The following is a 19,592-nucleotide window of genomic DNA, read 5'->3' as shown; positions in this document are numbered from 1 at the left end:
AACGTGACGGCGATCGTCATGGCGTGTTCATCCAGCCGACGCATACTTGCCATATTTAACGACGAGTCACGGGCCGCAATGGCCCCAAAGGGATCACGCACTGATGAGTCAATCGGGGACTTGCTGTCAGCGCTGCCAAGAAATCGCGGACTCGGCCTGCACGAAGATCGCCACGGCTAGTGCCGAAGGGACCGAACTTCGTCGCATCTTCCGGGAACGGGACCTGACAACGCTGTTCCAGCCGCTGGTCGCCTGTGACAGCGGTCGGGTTCTGGGTTGGGAGGCCCTGCTGCGCGGGCCACACGGGCCATTGCATCGTCCACTGGATCTGTTCCGTGCCGCCGAGCGGCATGGCTGCCTGGTTGAGCTCGACGTCCTGTCGCAACGCCTCGCGATTCGGCGGTTCGCCGAGTCACCCGCCGGCAGCGACGGAAGCCTATTCCTGAATGTCATGATCGAATCGGTGCAGACGGGCGCACACCTGCACAACCTCACCGGCCCATGCGTCGAGAACCTCGGCATGGACAGCAACCGGGTGGTCATGGAGATCAGCGAGCTCCACCCGACGGCCGATATCGGCGCGCTTGCACAGGCGGTCAGCCATTTCCAGCGCGAGGGCTTCCGCGTGGCGCTCGACGACGTGGGCGCCGGCTACAACGGTCTGCGCCTGTGGGCCGAAACCCGTCCGGACATGATCAAAGTCGATCGCTACTTCGTCCACGGCATCCACGCCAGCGATGAAAAACGCCGCTTCCTGGAGGCGATCGTCCGTCTCGCCCACTCCCTGGGCAGCCAGGTGGTGGGCGAAGGACTGGAAGAGGCCGCCGACCTCGAGGTACTGGTCGGGCTGAATGTCGAAATGGCGCAGGGTTACCTGTATGCCCACCCGGCCCCAGTACCGCCATTCCCCACCCACACGCCCGCCGACCATCCGGCCACCAGGCGCGACGAGGGACCAACCGGCCAGACGGCAAGGACCCTCGCCGAGCCGCACGAATCGCTGCTCCCGTTCCATTCGGTGGCCGACGTGGCGGATATTTTCCTGCGGGTGCCCCACATCGATTTCTATCCGGTCGTGAAACCCGACGGCCAGGTGCTGGGCATGGTGTGGCGCCGGGAATTCATGAATCGCCTGCTCTACCGCTACGGCTACGACCTTTTCCACCGCAAGCCAATCAATCGCCTGATGGATCGCCATCCGATCATCGTGGATGTACGAACGCCCCTGGAGACGGTGTCACGATTGATCACCGACTCCGATTTCGGCCATCGCAAGGAAGCGGTCATCCTTGTCGACAACGGCCGCTACGTGGGCGTGGGCACATTCACGGAGTTGTTGCGCCTGATCACCGACATCAAGGTGCAAAGCGCGCATTACGCCAATCCGCTGTCGGGCCTGCCGGGCAACATCCCGATCCGCGCCGAACTGCAACGCCTTCTCGACGAGGGACGCGCCTTCACGGCGCTTTATATCGATCTCGATCATTTCAAGCCGTACAACGACCATTACAGCTACGAGGACGGCGACAAGATCATCCGCCACGTCAGTCACTTGTTGCAACGGGTGAGCGGCGGGGAGTTCGTCGGCCACATCGGGGGGGACGACTTTGTCCTCATCACCCGCCTGTCGTCCCGTGGCGAGGCCATTGCCGCCCAACTAATCGCCGAGTTCGCCTCGAGCATCGGCCGTTTCTACAGCGCGGTCGACCGAGAGGCCGGCGGCATCGTCGGCAAGGATCGGCAGGGCGAACCGCGACGCTTCCCGCTGATGTCACTATCGATTGGCGCCGTGCATGTCCGCGCCGACACGCTCTCGCACCAGCAGCATCTCTCCTCGCTGATGACCCGGGCGAAGAAGGCGGCAAAGGCTGCCGGAGGGAATACCTGGTACCTGCTCGAGAACGATGGGCCGCAAGTCGCTAATCCGGAGAACGGCAACCCGCCATTCGTCAGCGTCGCGAACGCGACTTGAGGGCCAGGGCGGCCTGGTTGCGCAGGGTGCGCAGGCTGTTGATGTTGCCCTCGGTGAAGACCGCGGCCGGACCCTCGAGGTAGAACAGGCCGAACGGGGCGCGGTTGACGTGCAGGGGATAGACCATCGCCACGTCACTCGAGCCCCGGAACTGCCAATCGAGGATATCGTCGCTGGGCATCTTCGGCCGGTGGATGCTGCGGTCTTCGCCCGACTGGAAGACCTGCGCCACGCGGCTGGTCTCCGCGAGCGACACGGTCATGTCTGGCTTGAATTCAGCGAAAGACGCACCCTGCCCCAGGCGCGGCACCAGTTGCCAGGCCTTGCGCTCGAGCATGTAGAGCACGGCCAGATCCAGGCCCAGGCCCTCGTGCATCGCCTCGAGCATCCGCGCAAAGATCTGGCCGAGGGGTTCTTCCTCGGTCAAGGCCTGGGTGGTCTGCTCGATGCAGGCAATCAGGCGTTCCGAGCGTTCCTCGGGCTGCGGGGCACTGGAGACGGTCTCCTCGACCGGCATCGGCGTGTCCTGGTCGGCTTCCATCCGCTGCAGGAAGGCGGGCCGCTCGGCCGACGACAGCAGTTCCTCGTACTCGAGCATGTGGTCACGCGCCGCGGCACTGGCCTCTTCGAATACCGCTGTCTCCACCTCGCAGCGGTGGGCGAGATCGAGCGTGTCACGCCGAATGGCCTCGACCGACTCACCCCGGGCGATCACCTCGGCCGAGGCGCGCGCCAGTTGTGCCAGTCGCAGGGCACGGGCCGCCGGAGTCAACCGGGTAATCTTGCCCGAGGCCCGCGCGGTGGTGAGAAACCGTCGCGCGGACTCGGGCAGACCCCACTGCCGGCAGACGTCTCGTGCGAGCGCCACCGGCAGCACCCCGACCACCTTCTGGATGGCAGTGTCCTCGTCCAGGCCGTCCTCGCGGCGGGCGCGTTCGATCTCGGCTAGGTGCTCGGGGGCATGGCGATAGACCAGCAAGGCCCCGAAATCCTGGAACAGCGCGCAGAGGAACATCTCCTCGGCGGACAGGCCGCCCAGCTCGCGGGCCAGCCCCTGGGCGAGGAATGCCTGGTAGATCGCCTGCATGAAACGGCTTTGCAGCAACCGGCTGTGGCGCTTGCTCTCGATCTGCTCGAACAGGGACAGTGCCAGGGCGGCGAGACGCACCTCCTCGAAGCCCAACACCGTGACCGCGCGGGTGACCGTGTTGATCTGGCCACCCAGGTGACGGTAGTGCGCGGCATTCGCCAGGCGGAGAATGCGGTGGGTCAATGCCGGATCGCGCAGGATCAGCGCGGACAGGTCGTTGGCCGAGGCCAGTTCGTCATCGGTGAGCCGATATGCTTCCTGAACCGTGCGCGCGAACGCCGGAAAGTCCGGATTCTGGGCAATCCGTTTGATCAGGGTGGGGCGGAAACTGTCTTTCACGTCTGGGGCGAGATCCCGATGCGTGCGGAGTGATTAGGTTGGGCGGCGAGACTTTACCACGACGGCCAGGCTGGCCGGCGTTAGGCCCGTTAGGCCCGTTAGGCCATGCGTCGCCCGATCCTTTGTCGGCGTCGATCAACCGATCTTGAGATAGTCACCGCCGTGTTCCTTGAGGAAGGCGAGAAACTCGCGGGCAATCACCGACAGGGCCTTGCCACGCGGGTAGACGATGTTCCAGTAGCGCTGCAGCGGAAAGCCCTCGACATCGAGCTTGACCAGCGGCCCGGCCTCGCTTTCGAGATTGAGCGCGTGCTCGGAGACCACCGAGATACCCAGTTGCCCGACCACGGCATGCTTGATCGACTCGTTGCCCTCCAGCACCAGCCGTTGCTTGAGCTTGAGCCCGTGCTGGGCAAAGTGCTCCTCGACCTTGTGCCGGATGCCCGACCCCGGCTCGCGCATGATGAACGGCTCCTCGGCGATGCGCTCGATCGGGATATGGCGCTCGCGGGCCAGCGGATGGTCGCGGTGGGCGATCACCACCAGCGGGTTGGGCGCAAAGGGAATCAGCTCCAGATCGAGCCCGCTGTCAGGGACGTGGCCGATGATGTAGAGATCCGAGAGGTTGTCCTCGATGCGTTTCAAGAGCGTGTCGCGATTGGAGACCTTGAGCTCCATCTCGATATCAGGGAACTGCTTGGCGAAATCCCCCATCGCCAGCGGCGCGAAGTACTTGGCGGTGGTGATCACCGACAAACGCAACCGCCCCTTCTTCAGACCCTTCAGATCGTTGAGCGACATCTCGAGATTCGACAGCGCATCGATCACGTCGCGACAACCGCGCGCGACCAGGTTGCCGGCATCGGTAAGAAAGATCTTGCGACCGATCTGCTCGAACAGCGGCATGCCGACCGTCTCCGACAGGCTCTTGACCTGGGCCGAGACGGTCGGCTGGGTGAGAAACAACTCCTCGGCCGCCCGCGTGAAGCTCCCCAGCCGCGCCACCGCCTCGAGGATCTCGATCTGTCGCAGGGTGGCATGCCGCAGCAGGTAGCGCGCCTCCGATTGCCGCGCGTCTTCAACCATCATTTCTCTCCTTGCCATCTTTCATCGCCTGCATAGAACAGATTCTATGCAACAGCGGCAACCAGGTCGATCCGAATGGACGCCGAGGCGGGCACTGGGGCAGGCAGCGGGGATTCGCCGCTCGCGCGATGGCGCAATCTTCCCTTTATCCCATTGGGATTTCCCACCACACCCATCGATTCTGGTCTATCCATAGACCGGAGCGGCTCCCACCATCGACGGTGGTCTATGCGTTAACGATAGCCCGCCACGTCGGGCCTGAGAGCCGATCTGGAGGAAAAACGCCCTCATGCATTGCCCGGGATATCGCGTGAAAACCCAAACATAGATGATACTCAATGGACCGCTTCGGGAATTCGAATTGGTGATTGATTGGGCACGTCACTACCTTGCCTGTTGCCGGCGGGACCGTCTGGACTCCTCCAGTGGACCCGATCAACCAGCCTGACCGGAGGGACACCATGAACACACTCACCACCTGGCCGCTTGCCGGCATCCTGCTCGCCCTGATGCCCTTGCTCCTGTTGATGGCGGCAATCCCTGCCACCAGCGCAGGGGTCGAGGCGGCAGGCCGCTATCGTCGCCGTGTGCGCTGGTCGGCCATCGGTGCGCTGGCGCTGGCCGTTACCGCCACTATCCTCTTCCTCGCCGGTGACCGGGCGCCGTTGACGATTGCCGCCCTGCCCCTGCCGGCGGACATTGGCGCGCTGGCGCTGTCGATCCAGGTCGACCAGCTCACCATGGCACTTGCCGTACTGGTGGCCCTGGTCGTGACCCTGATCGCTCGCTACAGCGAGAAATACCTCGATGGCGATCCCCAGCAGGCACGCTTCTTCCGCCTGCTGGCACTCACCGCCGGCTTCTTCATGGTGGTCGTGATCGCCGCCAACCTCGCCTTGTTCACGCTCGCGATCATCCTGACCGGCTTCTCACTGCACAAGCTGCTGCTGTTCTACCCGGACCGGCCGCGCGCGGTCATGGCCACGCACAAGAAATCGCTGTTCAGCCGCAGCGCGGATGCCTGCCTAGTGGCGGCAACCGTGCTGATCGGCCAGCAGGTCGGCAGTCTGCAGTTCGACGCGATCGCCGAGTGGGCGCACGCCCAGGACGGCATGCCGCTGGGCATGCATGCCGCGGCCTTCCTGATCGTGCTTGCCGCGATCCTCAAGAGCGCGCAGTTCCCGTTTCACGGCTGGCTGTTGCAGGTGATGGAGGCACCCACGCCGGTGTCGGCCCTGATGCACGCGGGCATCGTCTACAGCGGCGCGATCATCGTACTGCGCACCAGCGACTTCCTGCTCGCCCAGGGCAGCGCGCTGTTCCTGCTCGCCATCGTCGGGCTGGCCACCCTGGTGATCGCCTCCTTGGTCATGCTCACGCAGACGGCGGTCAAGTCCTCGCTGGCCTGGTCGACCACCGGTCAGCTCGGTTTCATGCTGCTGGAGCTGGGCCTGGGGCTGTTCGCGCTGGCGCTGCTGCACCTGGTCGGCCACTCGCTCTACAAGGCGCATGCCTTCCTCGCGGCCGGCAGCATCCCCGACCAGTTGCGCCAGCCCAAGCCCGCCGCGCGTCGCCGCATCGGTATCGGCACCTGGGCGGCCACGATCGTCGCCAGTCTCGTACTGACCACGGCACTGGCCGCGGCCCTGGGGCTGTCGGTCAGCCACGAGCCGGCACTGATCGCCCTGGTCGCCATCGTCGCTCTGGCCGTCGCCCAACTGGTACTCAAGGCGATCGCCATCGCCCCGACCGGCGTCGGCATCGCCCGGGCCGCGGGACTGGCCGCGATCATGGCGGTCGTCTACTTCGCGCTGCACGAGGCGTTCGTCACCCTGTTCGGCCCGACGGTAGGCGCGATCCCGGACACCCTGACACCGGCCTACGGCCTGATGCTGGCGCTGACCACCATCAGCTTCCTGTTCCTGGCCTGGCTGCAGGGCCCCGGTCGCGATCACTTCAACGGCTCGGGCCGCAAGGGACTGTTCGTGCATCTGTACAACGGGCTGTATGTCGACCTGCTGGTCGAGCGCGCCGCGCACCGCCTGTGGCCGCACAAGGTCGGTCAGCACCGCTCGCGTACCGAGGCGGTCAAGACGCAGACAGCCGCCACCCAATACTGATTCGCCGGTTACCACCCGGGAGGACACTGCCATGACTCTGGCAACGCAAGCACAGCAAACCAACGCCCAAGCATCGCAAACGCGCGAGCGACTCGATCTCGAGCAGGTGCGTCAACTGGCCGAGTCGGCCGGTCGCAAGATCGCCCCGCTCTGGCCGCTGGACTCGTTCGTCGCGGTCAATCCCTACCTCGGCCTGATCGATCAGACCTTCAGCCAGGCCAGTGGCTATCTGGGCGCGATCGCCGGCGAGCGCACCGCCATGGATCACGAGTGGTACGCCGCACGTTGGCGCGACGGCCGCCTGGCCCGCTCCCACATCGAACGGGCCGTCGAGCAGCTGGGCCGCCCCGTGGCCGTCGAAACGGTCATCGACGCCCTCGAGTCGCCCCGTGCGACCAGCACGCCGGTGCCCATGCTGGTGGAAAAGCTCGACCGTCCCGGCTCGGCGCCGATCTCGATCTTCGTGGTCGATCAGATCAGCCATTTCCTCGCCGCGCATTTCGACCGCGGTCAGGCGATCTGGAACGCACCCGACGAAAGCGAGGCGCTGTATCGCGCCTGGCGCGAATACACGCTGATCGACCGCAGCGCCCAGGCGGCCGGTCTGGGGAAGGCCCGTCGCTACCTGCGTGACGTGCCGGTCGACCCGATCGAGGCCATCGCCTGGGCGATCGAGACCCTGCAGCTGCCCGACTCGGTGCACGCGGACTACCTGTTCGCCGCGCTGAAATCGATCAACGGCTGGGCCGCCTATTGCCGTTACCGCCTGTGGGGCGCGGAACTGACCGGCGGGAGCAACCAGGACCTCACCGACCTGCTCGCCGTGCGGCTGGTCTGGGAAGCACTCGCCCTCAAGGCCACCGACAGCGCCGCGATCCGGCGCGAATGGCAGCGGGAGATCGAGCGTCACCACGAGGCGATCGCCGCCGCCCAGCACGAGGCGGTCATCGACGAGGTCATGCTCACGGCCACGGAAATCGCCTTCCGCGATCCGGTCATCCGGCATTTCCATGCCGCGACCGGCACGCGCGCCGAGGCCGGCCGTCCGCCGGTCCAGGCCGCGTTCTGCATCGACGTGCGCTCGGAGGTCTTTCGCCGTCACCTGGAAACGAGCTTTCCCGGTGCGCAGACCATCGGCTTTGCCGGGTTCTTCGGCGTGCCGCTTTCCTATAGCCGCCTGGGCGAGTCGACCTGCCGCACGCACACGCCGGTGCTGCTCAACCCGGGCATCGAGGTCGCCGATCGCGTCGAGGGCGACGAGGATCTCGCCACCCGCCGCGAGCAGCGCGTCGGCAACACCCTGTCGTGGAAGCAGTTCAAGCTCTCGGCCGCCTCCTGCTTCACCTTCGTCGAGTCGGCCGGCCTGACCTACATCCCCAAGCTGATCGGCGACACGCTCGGCTGGCACACGCCGGCCCCGCCGCCGGACCAGGCCGGGCTCACCGACGAGGAACGCGCCCGGGTGCACCCGGCGCTCGCCACCGAGGCCGACCTCGACGCCCGCGTGGGCATGGCCGAAGGCATCTTGCGCGGCCTGGGACTGACCGGGCAGCTCGCCCCGATCGTGCTCTTGGCAGGCCACGGCAGCACCACGACCAACAACCCGCACCGGGCGGGCCTGGATTGCGGTGCCTGCGCCGGGCAGACCGGCGAGATCAGTGCGCGGGTGGCCGCCGACCTGCTCAATGATCCGGCAATCCGGCCGGGGCTCGCCGAGCGGGGCATCGAGATTCCGGAGGACACACGCTTTGTCGCCGCGCTGCACGACACCACCACCGACGAGGTCGACCTGCTCGACCTCGACGAGGGGACGGTTGAGCCATCGAAACTCGCCGAGCTGCGCCAGGCACTGGGACAGGCCGGTGACCTCACCCGTCTCGAGCGGCTGGTCACGCTGCGCGAGAACCTGAACGACAACCCGGCGGACCGCGAAGCGGCCCGCAAGTCCGTGACGCATCGGGGCCGGGACTGGTCCGAGGTGCGCCCGGAATGGGGGCTGGCCGGCAACGCCGCCTTCATCGCCGCCCCGCGCGAGCGCACCCGCGACCTGGATCTGGCCGGCCGGTCGTTCCTGCACGACTACGACTGGCGCCAGGACGAGGGCTTCGGCGTGCTCGAGCTGATCCTGACCGCCCCGCTGGTGGTGGCGAGCTGGATCAACCTGCAGTACTACGGCTCGACGGTCGACAACGAGCGCCAGGGCTCGGGCAACAAGGTGCTGCACAACGTGGTCGGCGGCCTGGTTGGCGTGCTCGAGGGCAACGGCGGCGACCTGCGGGTCGGCCTGTCGATGCAGTCGCTGCACGACGGCGAGGACTGGCGCCACGAGCCGCTGCGCCTGTCGGCCTTCATCGAGGCGCCCGCCGAGGCGATCGACACCATCATCGCCGGCAACGAGACGCTGCAACACCTGATCGACAACCGCTGGTTGACGCTGCTGCGCCTCGATGACGCGGGCGAAGTGTTCCGTCGGCGCGGTCATGGTGACTGGGTGGCCGAAACGGCCTGAGGTCACCGACATTCCCCGGTAACGACACCGAAAACGACAAAGGGCGCGGATTCATCCGCGCCCTTTTCTTTATCCGGTCATCGTCAATCGCGAGGCGTATCGCTTCAATCGGCCACGCTGCCGCGCACCGGCATGGAGGCAAACCGGCGCCACACCAGACGCCAAGTCAGCGGTTCGCTCCGATTCCAGGGCAGCAGCGACACCAAGCGCGCCATGGTGCAGTAGCCCACCAGCACCTGGGCCCAGGTGCCGATCATCGGAATCCAGAACAACCAGCGCATCGGCTCGGGCAGCGCGACCAGTAGCAGCAGTAGATAGAAGAATCGCACCTGCACCGGAAAGGCGGTCAACCGGTCCGCGCGCACGGCGAAGTGAGCCAGGTTGATCAGGGTCAGACCCACCGCCAGCAGCAGCCCCACGGGGTCGACCAATAGCCCGTAACCGAGCAACACGGCCGTCACCAGCCAGTACCACCACCCGACGTCTTTAACCTCCAGCATCAGCATGCAAACTCCCTCTCCTGCGGCATTCCACGCGGCCGCTCCCGTTCATGTGAAAAGTAAGCATATCATTAGCCAGCTATGTTGTTTGCTGCATCCGATTGAAGACGGTCAAAGGCCAACCCCTCGAGGCGTCTTAACGACGTGCGCATCCATCACAGGACATCCCCGGTCGTTGGGCTACTATCAGTCGAATGGAAGGGTGGGCCAGGACCGCCCATCCGCGCACAAGGGAGGGCCGAGCGATGTCGGCAGACCGGATCAATGACAAGTCGCGGTTCAGCGATGAACTGCTGCAAGAGGCGGACGAATACCTCAAGGGCCTCGGTGAGGAGATGAGCCTGGATCGACGCATGAGCGAGGGGCACAGCGAGGATTTTCGGCTGTTTATCAACAACGACCGACATGACCTGCATGGCTATGTCGGCTATACCGAAGATGGCGATGTCGCGATCATCGTGCCCGAGCCGCCGGCATCGCTACGAAACGCCCACATGATCTCCGGCGACCAGGCCATCGTTAAATCCTCGCGCGACCAGTTCGCCGGCCGGATGCGGGACACCGTCGACGGCCGGCGCGACGAGGACCCGAGCGGGACCTTCGTCATGACGCTGCACCCCATCTGAACCGGTGCACTTCTCGGCCCATGAAAAAAGGCGCGTCCGTGACGCGCCTTTTCGCTTGCCGGGCCGCATCAGGCGACCCGCGGTGTCACCGTGGAATCACCATGACTTGTAGGGCAGGAACTTGCCATTCATGGTGATCACGACGCGATCACCGGCCGGGTTGGCCTCGCGGCCGATATCGAGCGAGAAGTCGATCGCGCTCATGATGCCGTCGCCGAATTCCTCGTGGATCAGCTCCTTGATGGTCGGGCCGTAGACGCCCATCACCTCGTAGATACGGTAGATCAGCGGGTCGGTCGGCACGGTCTGCTCCCAGGTCTTCATCGGGCAGGCCTCAATCGCGGCCTTGGCCTCGCCCGGCAACTCCAGGATGGCGACCAGCTTGTCGGCGAACTCGGGCTTGAGGCTGTTCATGCCCAGGCAGGCCGAGGTGACGAAGGTCGGGGACAGGCCGACGCCGCTGGCGATATCGGCCCAGGACAGGCCGAGTTGGGTCTTCTTTTCCAGGATCAGGTCGGTCAGTGCGTGCTTGGTCATCATGAGGGCATCTCCGTAGCGGGATCTCGGGTTTTGTCGTCGTGGCCGACAGGGCCACTGCCCCCTGTCGTTACAAGAAGCCTGCCAAGCATCGTTTTTCACTTTATTTCATAGGGTTAGATGACACCCTCACCTGACGACCCACCTCAAATCGGACATTGTCCGCCCCGCCCCGCACAAACACCGGACATTGTCCGACACTGCGCGCCCCACCACGGGGCAACCCTGCCCCAAATACTCGCAAACGGCGCGTTGACGCCATTTCGGTTTGTTGGCACAGCCTCTGCAATGCAGTAGGCGAGGGCGGGACTCGTCCAGCGAGATCCCGGCCCACGTCCAAGCCAATCCAAAACCGGAGTGAATACTCATGAGCACAACAACCGCCCAACCCGTCGCCCCGTCCTGCATCCGCCAGGCAATCAAGGAAATCGATGCCGACGGCCTCAAGGCGCTGAGCGAGAAGGGCAAGGCCAACCCGGACGCGGTGGTCACACTCAAGGCGAAGACCGTCTGCGAAGGCCGCTTTCGCAACCTGACCTACATCCGCGATCTCGACCCGGTGGTGGTTGACGAGCCGCCGCACCTGCTGGGCGACGACACCGCCCCGAACCCGTCCGAGGCCACCCTGGCCGCCCTGGGCGCCTGTCTGGCCGTCGGCGTGCACGCCAATGCCACCGCCCGCCAGATCAAGATCAGCAAGCTCGAGCTGAACATGGAAGCGGACATCAACGTCACCGCCGTCTGGGGCACCGGCGATCTCGACGAATCGAAGCCGCTGGGCTTTACCGCCATCCGCGTCTACTTCGACGTCGAGACGGTCGACCCGATCAGTGACAAAGACCTGCAGGACCTGCTGGATACCGCCGAGAAGTGGTCACCGGTGGCCAACACCATGACCCGCCCGGTCGATCTCTCCTGCCATCTCGCCTGATCGACGCGACGTCAACGGCCCGGTACGTCCGGGCCCTCTTTCGGAGATGATTCCATGAACCTCGCTACCCACGACCCCGTGGCGGCTCGACCGAATGCGGCACCACCCGCTGTGCCGAGCTTTCTGAAATCCGAGGCACCGGCCGATCTCGACACGGTCATCCGTCGCGCGCTCAAGCCGAAGGTGATCGCGATCGACCATGGCGAATACCCTGCCGACCTGTTGCACGAAATCGGTGCAGCCGGGGCCTATCGCCACCACCTTTCCTCGCAGAACCCGGCCGGCATGGATATCGCCGCGGCCATCGACGACATGGACCGCATCTCGGCCGAGTGCATGTCCACCGGCTTCATGACCTGGTGCCAGGACGCCGTGGCCTGGTATGTCGAGAACTCCGACAACCAGCATTTGAAGGACACCGTCCTGCCGAAACTCGCTAGCGGCGAACTGCTCGGCGGCACCGCCCTGTCCAACCCGATGAAGTACTTCGCCGGCATCGAGGACATCCTGCTGCACGCCAAGGAGACCGCCGACGGCTTCATCGTCAATGGCCAACTGCCGTGGATCTCGAACCTGGGCGAATCGCACGTGTTCGGCTCGATCTTCCGCGTCGAGGGCGACAACCCGCGCGACGTGATGGCGCTGGTCCACACCGACACCCCCGGGTTCGAGTTCCGGCAATTGGCCGAGTTCTGCGGCATGGAAGGCACCGGCACCTACGCCCTGTTCTTCAAGGATGTCTTCATCCCCAAGAACGAGATCATCGCCGACCCGGTCGGCCCGTTCCTGCAACGCATCAAGGCCGGTTTCGTCCTGCTGCAGGCGGGCATGGCCACCGGCGTGATCGAGGGCTGCATTCGCCTCTGCGAGGACGTCGAGCCGCGCCTCGGGCACATCAACGCCTATCTCGACGACCGCCCCGACGAACTGCGCGAGGCGCTCGAGGATACCCGCGCCCTGGTGCGCGAACTGGCCACCGACGTGCACAACCCCGACCCGGCCTATTTCCGCCAGGTACTCGAGCTGCGGCTGGCCGGCTCCGAGCTTGCCTTGCGCGCGGCCAACAGCGCGATGCTGCACACCGGCGCGAACGGCTACCTCGTTGACGCCCCGGCCCAGCGCAAGCTGCGCGAGGCCTACTTCGTGGCGATTGTCACCCCGGCAATCAAGCACCTGCGCAAGGAAATCGAAGGGCTAATCGACTGATCCCATGGGCCGCTTTCCGCTCTTCGCCATGCCTTTGCCAACGACCGGCTCACCCCTGCCGTTGCTGTTCACCGCCAGCCTACTGGCCTGGCTGTGCATCGCGGCCATCGACGTGACCCGACCCAAGGCCGAACCGCGCCCATCCGTCCCGTACGAATTGAACGAATTCAAGGTAACCCGCCATGAACACACCTGAAGAAGACATCCGCTGGATCTGCACCGTCTGCGGCTGGATCTACGACGAGGACGAAGGCGACCCGGACAGCGGCCTTGCCCCCGGCACCCGTTTCGAGGATATCCCCGACGACTGGTACTGCCCGCTGTGCGGGGTGACCAAGGCCGACTTCATGCCGCTGCACGAGTACGCCGCCCAGCGCGCCGCCCAGGCCAGTGCCCCCCGCCCCCGGGCGGTGCGTGGCGGCGTGGGCGGTCCGGACTCGGTGGTCATCGTCGGGGCCGGCGTGGCCGGCTGGACGGTCGCCGAACAACTGCGGGCCCGCGATCCCGACCGCCCGATCACCTTGATCAGCAACGACGAGGCCGCCGCCTATACCAAGCCGGGCCTCTCCATGGCGATCAGCCAGGGACGTGCCCCGGCCGACCTGATCGAACAGAGCGGGCCGACCAAGGCGGCCGATCTGGACATCACTCTGCAGCCGAACACCTCGGTGCTAACGCTGAACACCGACGACAAGCGCCTGCTGACGACGCGCGGTCCGGTTCACTATGGTGACCTGGTGCTCGCGCTGGGCGCCCGCCAGCGTTTCCGCGCCTTTGACGGCGATGCCGCCAATCGCATCACCCGTCTCAACCACCTCGCCGCCTATCAGCGCCTGCGCCAACGCCTCGATGGCGAGTCGCGCCATCTGACCATCATCGGCGCCGGGCTGATCGGGGTGGAACTGGCCGAGGACCTGACCGCCGGCGGGCACCGGGTCACCCTACTCGACCTGGGCGAACGTATGCTCGACCGGCTCGCCCCGGCTCCACTGGGCGACGAGCTGGCCGCCCAGCTCGCCGCCAAGGGCGTGGATTTTCGTCCCGGCACCAGCCTCTCTCGCGTCGATCACGCCGACGGGCGCCTGAAGGTGACGCTGACCAACGGCGGGGAAAACCGCACCGACGAGGTGATCTCCGCGATGGGTCTGGTCCCCAACATCGATCTGGCCCAGCGCGCCGGGCTGGTCACCAACCGCGGCATTCTCGCCTCGGCGCAAACCATGCAGACCAGCGATCCCCACGTCTATGCCATCGGCGACTGCGCCGAGATCAACGGCAACAGCTACTTCTTCATCGAGCCGATCCGTCGCATGGCGGAGACGGCCGCCGCGGCCCTGAGCGGCGAGGAGCGGCCGTTCGAGCACCGCCCGGCCGCCATCCGCGTCAAGACCCCGAGCCTGCCGATCATGCTCTGCCCGCCCGATCGCAAGCTTGCCGATCTGGGCCGTTGGACGCCGCAAACGGTCGAGGAAAGCCAGCGCAACGACTTCCTCAGCCGCGGCCGACTCGCCGGCTATGCGCTGGCCGGCACGGCCGTCGCCGAACACGAATCCCTTTACCGGCGCGTCACCGGACGTGCCAGTTGAGTTGGTCTGCAACCCATTGACCAGCGCACCCACCCACCGGGCCAGAAGCCCCAGGAGAAACACATGAGCAACCCCCTCATCGAACCGCAGGACCTGCAACAACTACTGGGCACGACGGCCGTCGTGCCGATCGACACCCGCAGCCCCGAGGCCTATGCCGCCGGGCACCTGCCCGGGGCGATCAACATGCCGGAGATCTTCACCTTCCTCGCCACCTCCACCCCGGAAGGCCTGGCCGAGCTCGAACAGCAGTTCAGCGAGAAGTTCGGTGCCGTGGGCCTGGACGGGAAGAAGACCGCGGTGCTCTACGAGGACGCCATGGACACCGGCTTCGGCCAGTCCTGCCGCGGGCTGTTTCTGCTCGAGCACCTCGGTTACCCCAAGGACAAGATCCGCATCCTGCACGGCGGTTTTCAGGGCTGGGTGGCGGCGGGCCTGCCGGTCAGCACCGACACACCGACCCCGGTGGCGGCGCCTTTTCCACTGGATAGCGGCGCCAGCGACGTGATGCTCGACAAGGACGATATCCTCGCGGCATTGGAGCGCGACGACGTGACGCTGCTCGACGTGCGCGACGTGGACGAATGGGTCGCCGAGAGCTCCTCGCCCTACGGCAAGGATTTCTGCCCGCGCAAGGGGCGACTGCCCGATGCGGTCTGGATCGAGTGGTACCGCTTCATGAAGCCGGGTGAGGTGGCCCGCTTCAAGTCGCCCACCGAGATCCGGGCCGAGTGTGACAGCGTCGGCATCACGCCCGACTCCGAGGTCTACCTCTACTGTTTCAAGGGTGCCCGGGCGTCGAATACCCTGGTCGCACTGCGTTCGGCCGGTATCGAGAAGGTCCGTCTCTACTTCGGCTCCTGGAACGAGTGGTCGCGCGACCCGAGCCTGCCGATCGACGAGGGCCTGCCCTACGTTGCCTGATGGGACTTGACCGCATCCTGGGGCCCGGCATGCCGGGCCTTTTTCATGCGTGTCGATACCCCGCCACTTGATTTACCCGTCGGCCTGGACGACAACCCGTCCAGCCACCACTCGGAGACTTCACCGTGCCTGCGATCACGCTCTACGACTTCCCCCTCTCCGGCAACTGCCACAAGGTGCGGCTGCTGCTCTCGATGCTCGATCTGGAGTACGAACGCGTCAGCATCGACGTAGTCGCCAAGCAGACCGCCTCGCCCGAGTTCAAGCGCATCAACCCGCGCGGCCAGGTGCCATTCCTGGTCGACGGCCAGGGGAATAGCGAGATGCGTATCTGGGACTCGATGGCCATCCTCATCTACCTGGCCCGTCGCTACGGCAACAGCCGGTGGCTCCCCGACGACCCGGCCGCCGAGGCGGTCGTGATGCAGTGGCTGGCCGTGGCCGGCGACGAACTGCTCTACGGTCTGGCCCGTGCCCGCGCCGTCTGGCGGCTTGGCGCCCCGTTCGACCGCGAGCAATGCCAGCAGGAAGGACGCGCCGGATTGGCGTTGATGGAGCAACGGTTGAAACAAGAAGACTGGCTGGCCGCCGATCATCCCACCATCGCCGATCTGGCCTGTTACCCCTACGTGGCGCTGGCCGGCGAGGCCGGCGTCTCGCTCGCCCCCTACCCGGCCGTTCGCGAATGGATGGCACGCATCGAGTCCCTGCCCGGCCATGTGCCATTGATCGAGCAGGAGGACGGAAGCGCGCGCAAGGGGGCAACGCCACCAGCGGCCTTCTGACCGCGACGGCATCCCGCAGCGCCCCCGCTCAGCCCCCTCGCAGGCCCAACTTGTCCAGGCGGTAACGGAACTGCCGGGTGGTCATGCCCAGCCGGGAGGCGGCCTGGGTCTTGTTGCCTCCAGTCGCTTCCAGCGCCGCCAGCAGGGCATCGGCCTCGTCTTCGCGCACCCAGCGGTAGGCGCGCCCGGGCGATGACCCGGGCGATGACGACGACGAATGGTCAGGGGCCGTGTTCCCCGTTCCTATGCCCGAGGGGAACGTGGGCGCCGACATCGATGCCGATGTATCCGGGCAACCACCGGCCTCGAGGTGATCGGTGACATGCGATTCGTGGTTCAGGATCAGCTCGATGTCGGCCACGGTGATCCAGCCGTTCTGCGCCACCAGCACCGCGCGCTTGATCACGTTTTCCAACTGGCGAATGTTGCCCGGCCAGTTGTAGACCGCCAGCCGGTCGAGGACGCCGGCCTCGAAGGCGGCGTTGCGGTCGAATTCCTGGCTGGCGACCTGCAGGAAGTGCCGCGCGAGCAGCTTGACGTCGCCGTCGCGCTCGCGCAGCGCCGGCAGGTGGATGGGGAAGACGTTGAGCCGATAGAACAGGTCGATCCGAAAACGTCCCTGGTTGACCGCCTCCTGCAGGTTCTTGTGGGTCGCAGCAATGATGCGCACGTCGACCGGAATGTCCTTGGTCCCGCCCACGCGGTGGATGGTCTGGCGCTCCAGCACGTGCAAGAGCTTGGATTGCAGATCGAAGGCCAGATCGCCGATCTCGTCGAGAAACAGCGTGCCCCCGGAGGCCAGCTCGACACTGCCCTTCTTGGCCGAGACCGCCCCGGTGAACGCCCCCTTCTCATGGCCGAATAGCTCGGATTCCAGCAGGGCATCGGGGATCGCCGCGCAGTTGATGGCGATGAACGGCCCGTCGCAGCGCGGGCTGGTCAGGTGCACCATGCGGGCAAATCGTTCCTTGCCCGTGCCGGATTCGCCGTTGAGCAGCACGGTGGCCTGCGTGGGCGAGACGTGCAGGGTCTGGCGAAAGGCCTGGCGCAAGGCGGGGCTCTCGCCAAGGATGCCGTGGCGTGCTTCCTGGTTGCTCGACAGGGCCTCGCGCAGGGATTCGTTCTCCTCGGCCAAGGCGGCGGTCTGCTCGCGGATCAGGTCGTCGACCTTGAGCACCCGGGCAATCAATGCGGCCATGATCCGCAAGAGCGTGATGTCCCGATGCAACGGCCGATGGCGTTCGCGGATGCGGTGGGCCCCGAGTACCCCCATGGGCTGGTCCTCGTTGAGGATCGGCACGGCCAGGAAGGCCACCGTCTCGTGAGGCAGCGTGTCGCGCTCGACCGCCCGCGTGAGGTAGACCGGCTCTTCGTCGATATCCTGGACCACGGCGACCTGCCCCGTGCGCATTACCCGCCCGGTCACACCCTCGCCCACCCGGTAGCGCCCCCGCTCGCGCTCGTGGGACGACAGGCCGTAGGCATAGCGGATCTCCATGAACTCGCCGCTGGCATCGGGCAGCACCACCCGGCCGCGATTGAGGCCGGTGATCTGCGAGAGCAGCCGCAGCATGCGGCCGATCACGGTGTCGGGGTCGTTCATGTGCGAGAGCCACTGGGTGGCCTCGTGGACGACCAGCAGCTCGGCATCGGCACTGTCGGCGCGCGCCGTTGACTGGATGGTCTGGGCCTGGCTGGTCTGGGCCTGGCTGGTCTGGGACGGGGTGGCTTTCGTGTCGCGCATGGGGGTCTCCGGGCGTAGGGCTGACATTCCCGGAGCTGCAAGAAGCAGGCCCATGACTTTGTCCGCCATTGGCGGGCATTGCGCGGCATTTCGCGCGCTGCCGACGCACCAAGAACGGGACGGCACCCGCACCACCGCTCCCTCATGGTGCGAAAAAGCGCCATTTTCGGCCAATCAGCGCCGATCTGGCGCAAACGAACGGTGTGGCACGGCATCTGCAATCTCCAGGTCGTCACTCACCGACCCGAGAGCGAAACCATGTCCACATTCGATAACCCGTTCGATCCCAACCAGTCACTGCACCGCGGCTGTACCTGCGGCAAGCACGCCAGCCAGGCCGATCACAACGCGGCCATCGCCGCGAGCCCGAACCCGACGGACGAGGAGGCCGCCCTCAATCGCGCCGTGGAATCCTCGATCATGCGCTCGCTGTTCCCGGAAGACCGGACCCGCCGCAACTTCATCAAGGCCGTGGGCGTGAGCACCGCCATGGCCGCGGTCTCGACCTTCTTCCCGATGGCCGCCGCCAAGGCCGTCGCCGCCGATCCGGTCGGTCCGCTGGAGAAGAAGAAGCTCAAGGTCGGTTTCATCCCGATCACCTGCGCCACGCCGATCATCATGGCCCACCCGATGGGCTTCTACGAGCGCGAAGGCCTGGACGTCGAGGTAATCAAGACCGCCGGCTGGGCACTGATCCGCGACAACGTCGCCAACGGTCAGCTCGACGCCTCGCACATGCTCTCGCCCATGCCGATCTCCGCCTCGCTGGGCATCGGTGCCCGTCAGCAGGACACCTACGTCGCCACCATCCAGAACATCAATGGCCAGGCGATCACGATGCACAACAAGCACAAGGACAATCGTGATCCGAGCAACTGGAAGGGTATGACCTTCGGCATCCCCTACGACCACTCGATGCACAACCTGCTGCTGCGCTACTACCTCGCCGAGCATGGCGTCGATCCGGACCAGGATGTCCAGCTCAAGGTCATCGCCCCGCCGGAGATGGTCGCCAACCTCAAGGCCGGCAATATCGATGGCTTCCTCGGCCCCGAGCCGTTCAACCAGCGCGCGGTCTACGAGGGCGCGGGCTTCATCCACGTGCTGTCGAAAGACCTCTGGGACGGCCACCCCTGCTGCGCCTTCGGTGCGACCCGCTCGTTCGTCGAGGAGAACCCCAACACCTTCTCCGCGCTGTTCCGCGCCATTGCCAGCGCCACGGTCTACGCGCACAAGAAGGAAAACCGCCCGGAAATCATCGAGGCGATCGCCCCGGCCAATTACCTCAACCAGCCCAAGATCGTGCTCGACCAGGTGATGACCGGCCGCTATGCCGATGGTCTGGGCAACATCATCGAGGAGCCCGAGCGTGCCGACTTCGACCCGTTCCCGTGGGAATCGATGGGCGTGTGGATCCTCACGCAGATGAAGCGCTGGGGCTACATCGAGGAGGACATCGACTACGCCGACATCGCCGAGGAGATCTTCCGGGCGACCGACGCGCGCCAGCGTCTCGCCGAGATGGGCCTGCCGGCACCGGAGATCAACAGCAAGAAGCACATGATCATGGGCAAGGAATTTGACCCGGCACGCCCGCAGGAGTACCTGGAATCGTTCGAGATCGGGAGGGCATAAGC

The 19,592-nt window shown here is 65.7% G+C and carries 16 protein-coding genes; 11 read left to right on the top strand and 5 right to left on the bottom strand.

What is annotated here, in order from left to right; translation table 11 throughout:
- Window positions 1-103: 103 nt before the first annotated feature.
- On the top strand, window positions 104-1,972 hold the full coding sequence (locus SR882_RS05225; RefSeq protein ID WP_322522280.1) for a bifunctional diguanylate cyclase/phosphodiesterase: 1,869 nt from the start codon (window positions 104-106) through the stop codon (window positions 1,970-1,972).
- Here the strand turns inward: SR882_RS05225 and SR882_RS05220 are convergent.
- Both SR882_RS05220 and SR882_RS05215 read right to left on the bottom strand, forming a co-directional pair.
- A complete protein-coding gene (locus SR882_RS05220; RefSeq protein WP_322522279.1) occupies window positions 1,950-3,401 on the bottom strand; it encodes an HDOD domain-containing protein in 1,452 nt (483 codons plus the stop codon). The two genes, SR882_RS05225 and SR882_RS05220, sit on opposite strands and share 23 nt — an antisense overlap.
- 135 nt (window positions 3,402-3,536) lie before the next feature.
- A complete protein-coding gene (locus tag SR882_RS05215) occupies window positions 3,537-4,490 on the bottom strand; it encodes a LysR family transcriptional regulator (protein ID WP_322522278.1) in 954 nt (317 codons plus the stop codon).
- A gap of 458 nt (window positions 4,491-4,948) precedes the next feature.
- Between SR882_RS05215 and SR882_RS05210 the strand changes: the two genes are divergently transcribed.
- Both SR882_RS05210 and SR882_RS05205 read left to right on the top strand, forming a co-directional pair.
- A complete protein-coding gene (locus SR882_RS05210; protein WP_322522277.1) occupies window positions 4,949-6,607 on the top strand; it encodes an NADH-quinone oxidoreductase subunit L in 1,659 nt (552 codons plus the stop codon).
- Between the two features lie 31 nt (window positions 6,608-6,638).
- Entirely contained in the window at window positions 6,639-9,116 is a 2,478-nt protein-coding gene (locus SR882_RS05205) for a YbcC family protein (RefSeq protein WP_322522276.1), read from the top strand.
- Window positions 9,117-9,220: 104 nt separating this feature from the next.
- On the opposite strand, the gene SR882_RS05200 is transcribed toward SR882_RS05205, so the two are convergent.
- On the bottom strand, window positions 9,221-9,622 hold the full coding sequence (locus tag SR882_RS05200; RefSeq protein ID WP_322522275.1) for a hypothetical protein: 402 nt from the start codon (window positions 9,620-9,622) through the stop codon (window positions 9,221-9,223).
- Between the two features lie 239 nt (window positions 9,623-9,861).
- Here SR882_RS05200 and SR882_RS05195 point away from each other — a divergent pair, with 239 nt between their 5' ends.
- The gene (locus SR882_RS05195) at window positions 9,862-10,242 is read left to right on the top strand and encodes a hypothetical protein (RefSeq protein ID WP_322522274.1); all 381 of its coding nucleotides are present in this window, start codon (window positions 9,862-9,864) and stop codon (window positions 10,240-10,242) included.
- A 96-nt stretch (window positions 10,243-10,338) separates the two neighbouring features.
- Here the strand turns inward: SR882_RS05195 and cynS are convergent, their stop codons facing one another.
- Window positions 10,339-10,782 carry a cyanase gene (cynS, locus tag SR882_RS05190; RefSeq protein WP_322522273.1) on the bottom strand — a complete coding sequence of 148 codons (444 nt, stop codon included), beginning with the start codon at window positions 10,780-10,782 and terminating at the stop codon, window positions 10,339-10,341.
- A 364-nt stretch (window positions 10,783-11,146) separates the two neighbouring features.
- Here cynS and SR882_RS05185 point away from each other — a divergent pair, with 364 nt between their 5' ends.
- The 6 genes from SR882_RS05185 (at window position 11,147) to SR882_RS05160 (ending at window position 16,211) form a co-directional block, all read left to right on the top strand.
- Window positions 11,147-11,710 carry an OsmC family protein gene (locus SR882_RS05185; RefSeq protein WP_322522272.1) on the top strand — a complete coding sequence of 188 codons (564 nt, stop codon included), beginning with the start codon at window positions 11,147-11,149 and terminating at the stop codon, window positions 11,708-11,710.
- Window positions 11,711-11,764: 54 nt separating this feature from the next.
- Entirely contained in the window at window positions 11,765-12,916 is a 1,152-nt protein-coding gene (locus tag SR882_RS05180) for an acyl-CoA dehydrogenase family protein (RefSeq protein ID WP_322522271.1), read from the top strand.
- 4 nt (window positions 12,917-12,920) lie between these two features.
- On the top strand, window positions 12,921-13,112 hold the full coding sequence (locus SR882_RS05175; RefSeq protein ID WP_322522270.1) for a hypothetical protein: 192 nt from the start codon (window positions 12,921-12,923) through the stop codon (window positions 13,110-13,112).
- The gene (locus SR882_RS05170) at window positions 13,099-14,502 is read left to right on the top strand and encodes an FAD-dependent oxidoreductase (RefSeq protein ID WP_322522269.1); all 1,404 of its coding nucleotides are present in this window, start codon (window positions 13,099-13,101) and stop codon (window positions 14,500-14,502) included. Before SR882_RS05175 ends, SR882_RS05170 begins: the two co-directional genes overlap by 14 nt.
- Before the next feature lie 63 nt (window positions 14,503-14,565).
- Entirely contained in the window at window positions 14,566-15,426 is an 861-nt protein-coding gene (locus SR882_RS05165; RefSeq protein ID WP_322522268.1) for a sulfurtransferase, read from the top strand.
- A gap of 125 nt (window positions 15,427-15,551) precedes the next feature.
- Complete coding sequence (locus SR882_RS05160; RefSeq protein WP_322522267.1) at window positions 15,552-16,211, top strand: glutathione S-transferase family protein; 660 nt, start codon at window positions 15,552-15,554, stop codon at window positions 16,209-16,211.
- A gap of 28 nt (window positions 16,212-16,239) precedes the next feature.
- On the opposite strand, the gene SR882_RS05155 is transcribed toward SR882_RS05160, so the two are convergent.
- Complete coding sequence (locus tag SR882_RS05155) at window positions 16,240-17,955, bottom strand: sigma-54-dependent Fis family transcriptional regulator (RefSeq protein ID WP_322522266.1); 1,716 nt, start codon at window positions 17,953-17,955, stop codon at window positions 16,240-16,242.
- Between the two features lie 258 nt (window positions 17,956-18,213).
- Between SR882_RS05155 and SR882_RS05150 the strand changes: the two genes are divergently transcribed.
- The gene (locus tag SR882_RS05150; protein WP_322522265.1) at window positions 18,214-19,590 is read left to right on the top strand and encodes an ABC transporter substrate-binding protein; all 1,377 of its coding nucleotides are present in this window, start codon (window positions 18,214-18,216) and stop codon (window positions 19,588-19,590) included.
- Window positions 19,591-19,592: the final 2 nt, after the last annotated feature.

Origin of the sequence: Guyparkeria halophila (assembly GCF_034479635.1) — a bacterium.
Taxonomy (GTDB): domain Bacteria; phylum Pseudomonadota; class Gammaproteobacteria; order Halothiobacillales; family Halothiobacillaceae; genus Guyparkeria; species Guyparkeria halophila.
The sequence above is the reverse complement of the archived record's forward strand: the minus strand, read 5'-3'. Positions and strand labels throughout refer to the sequence as shown.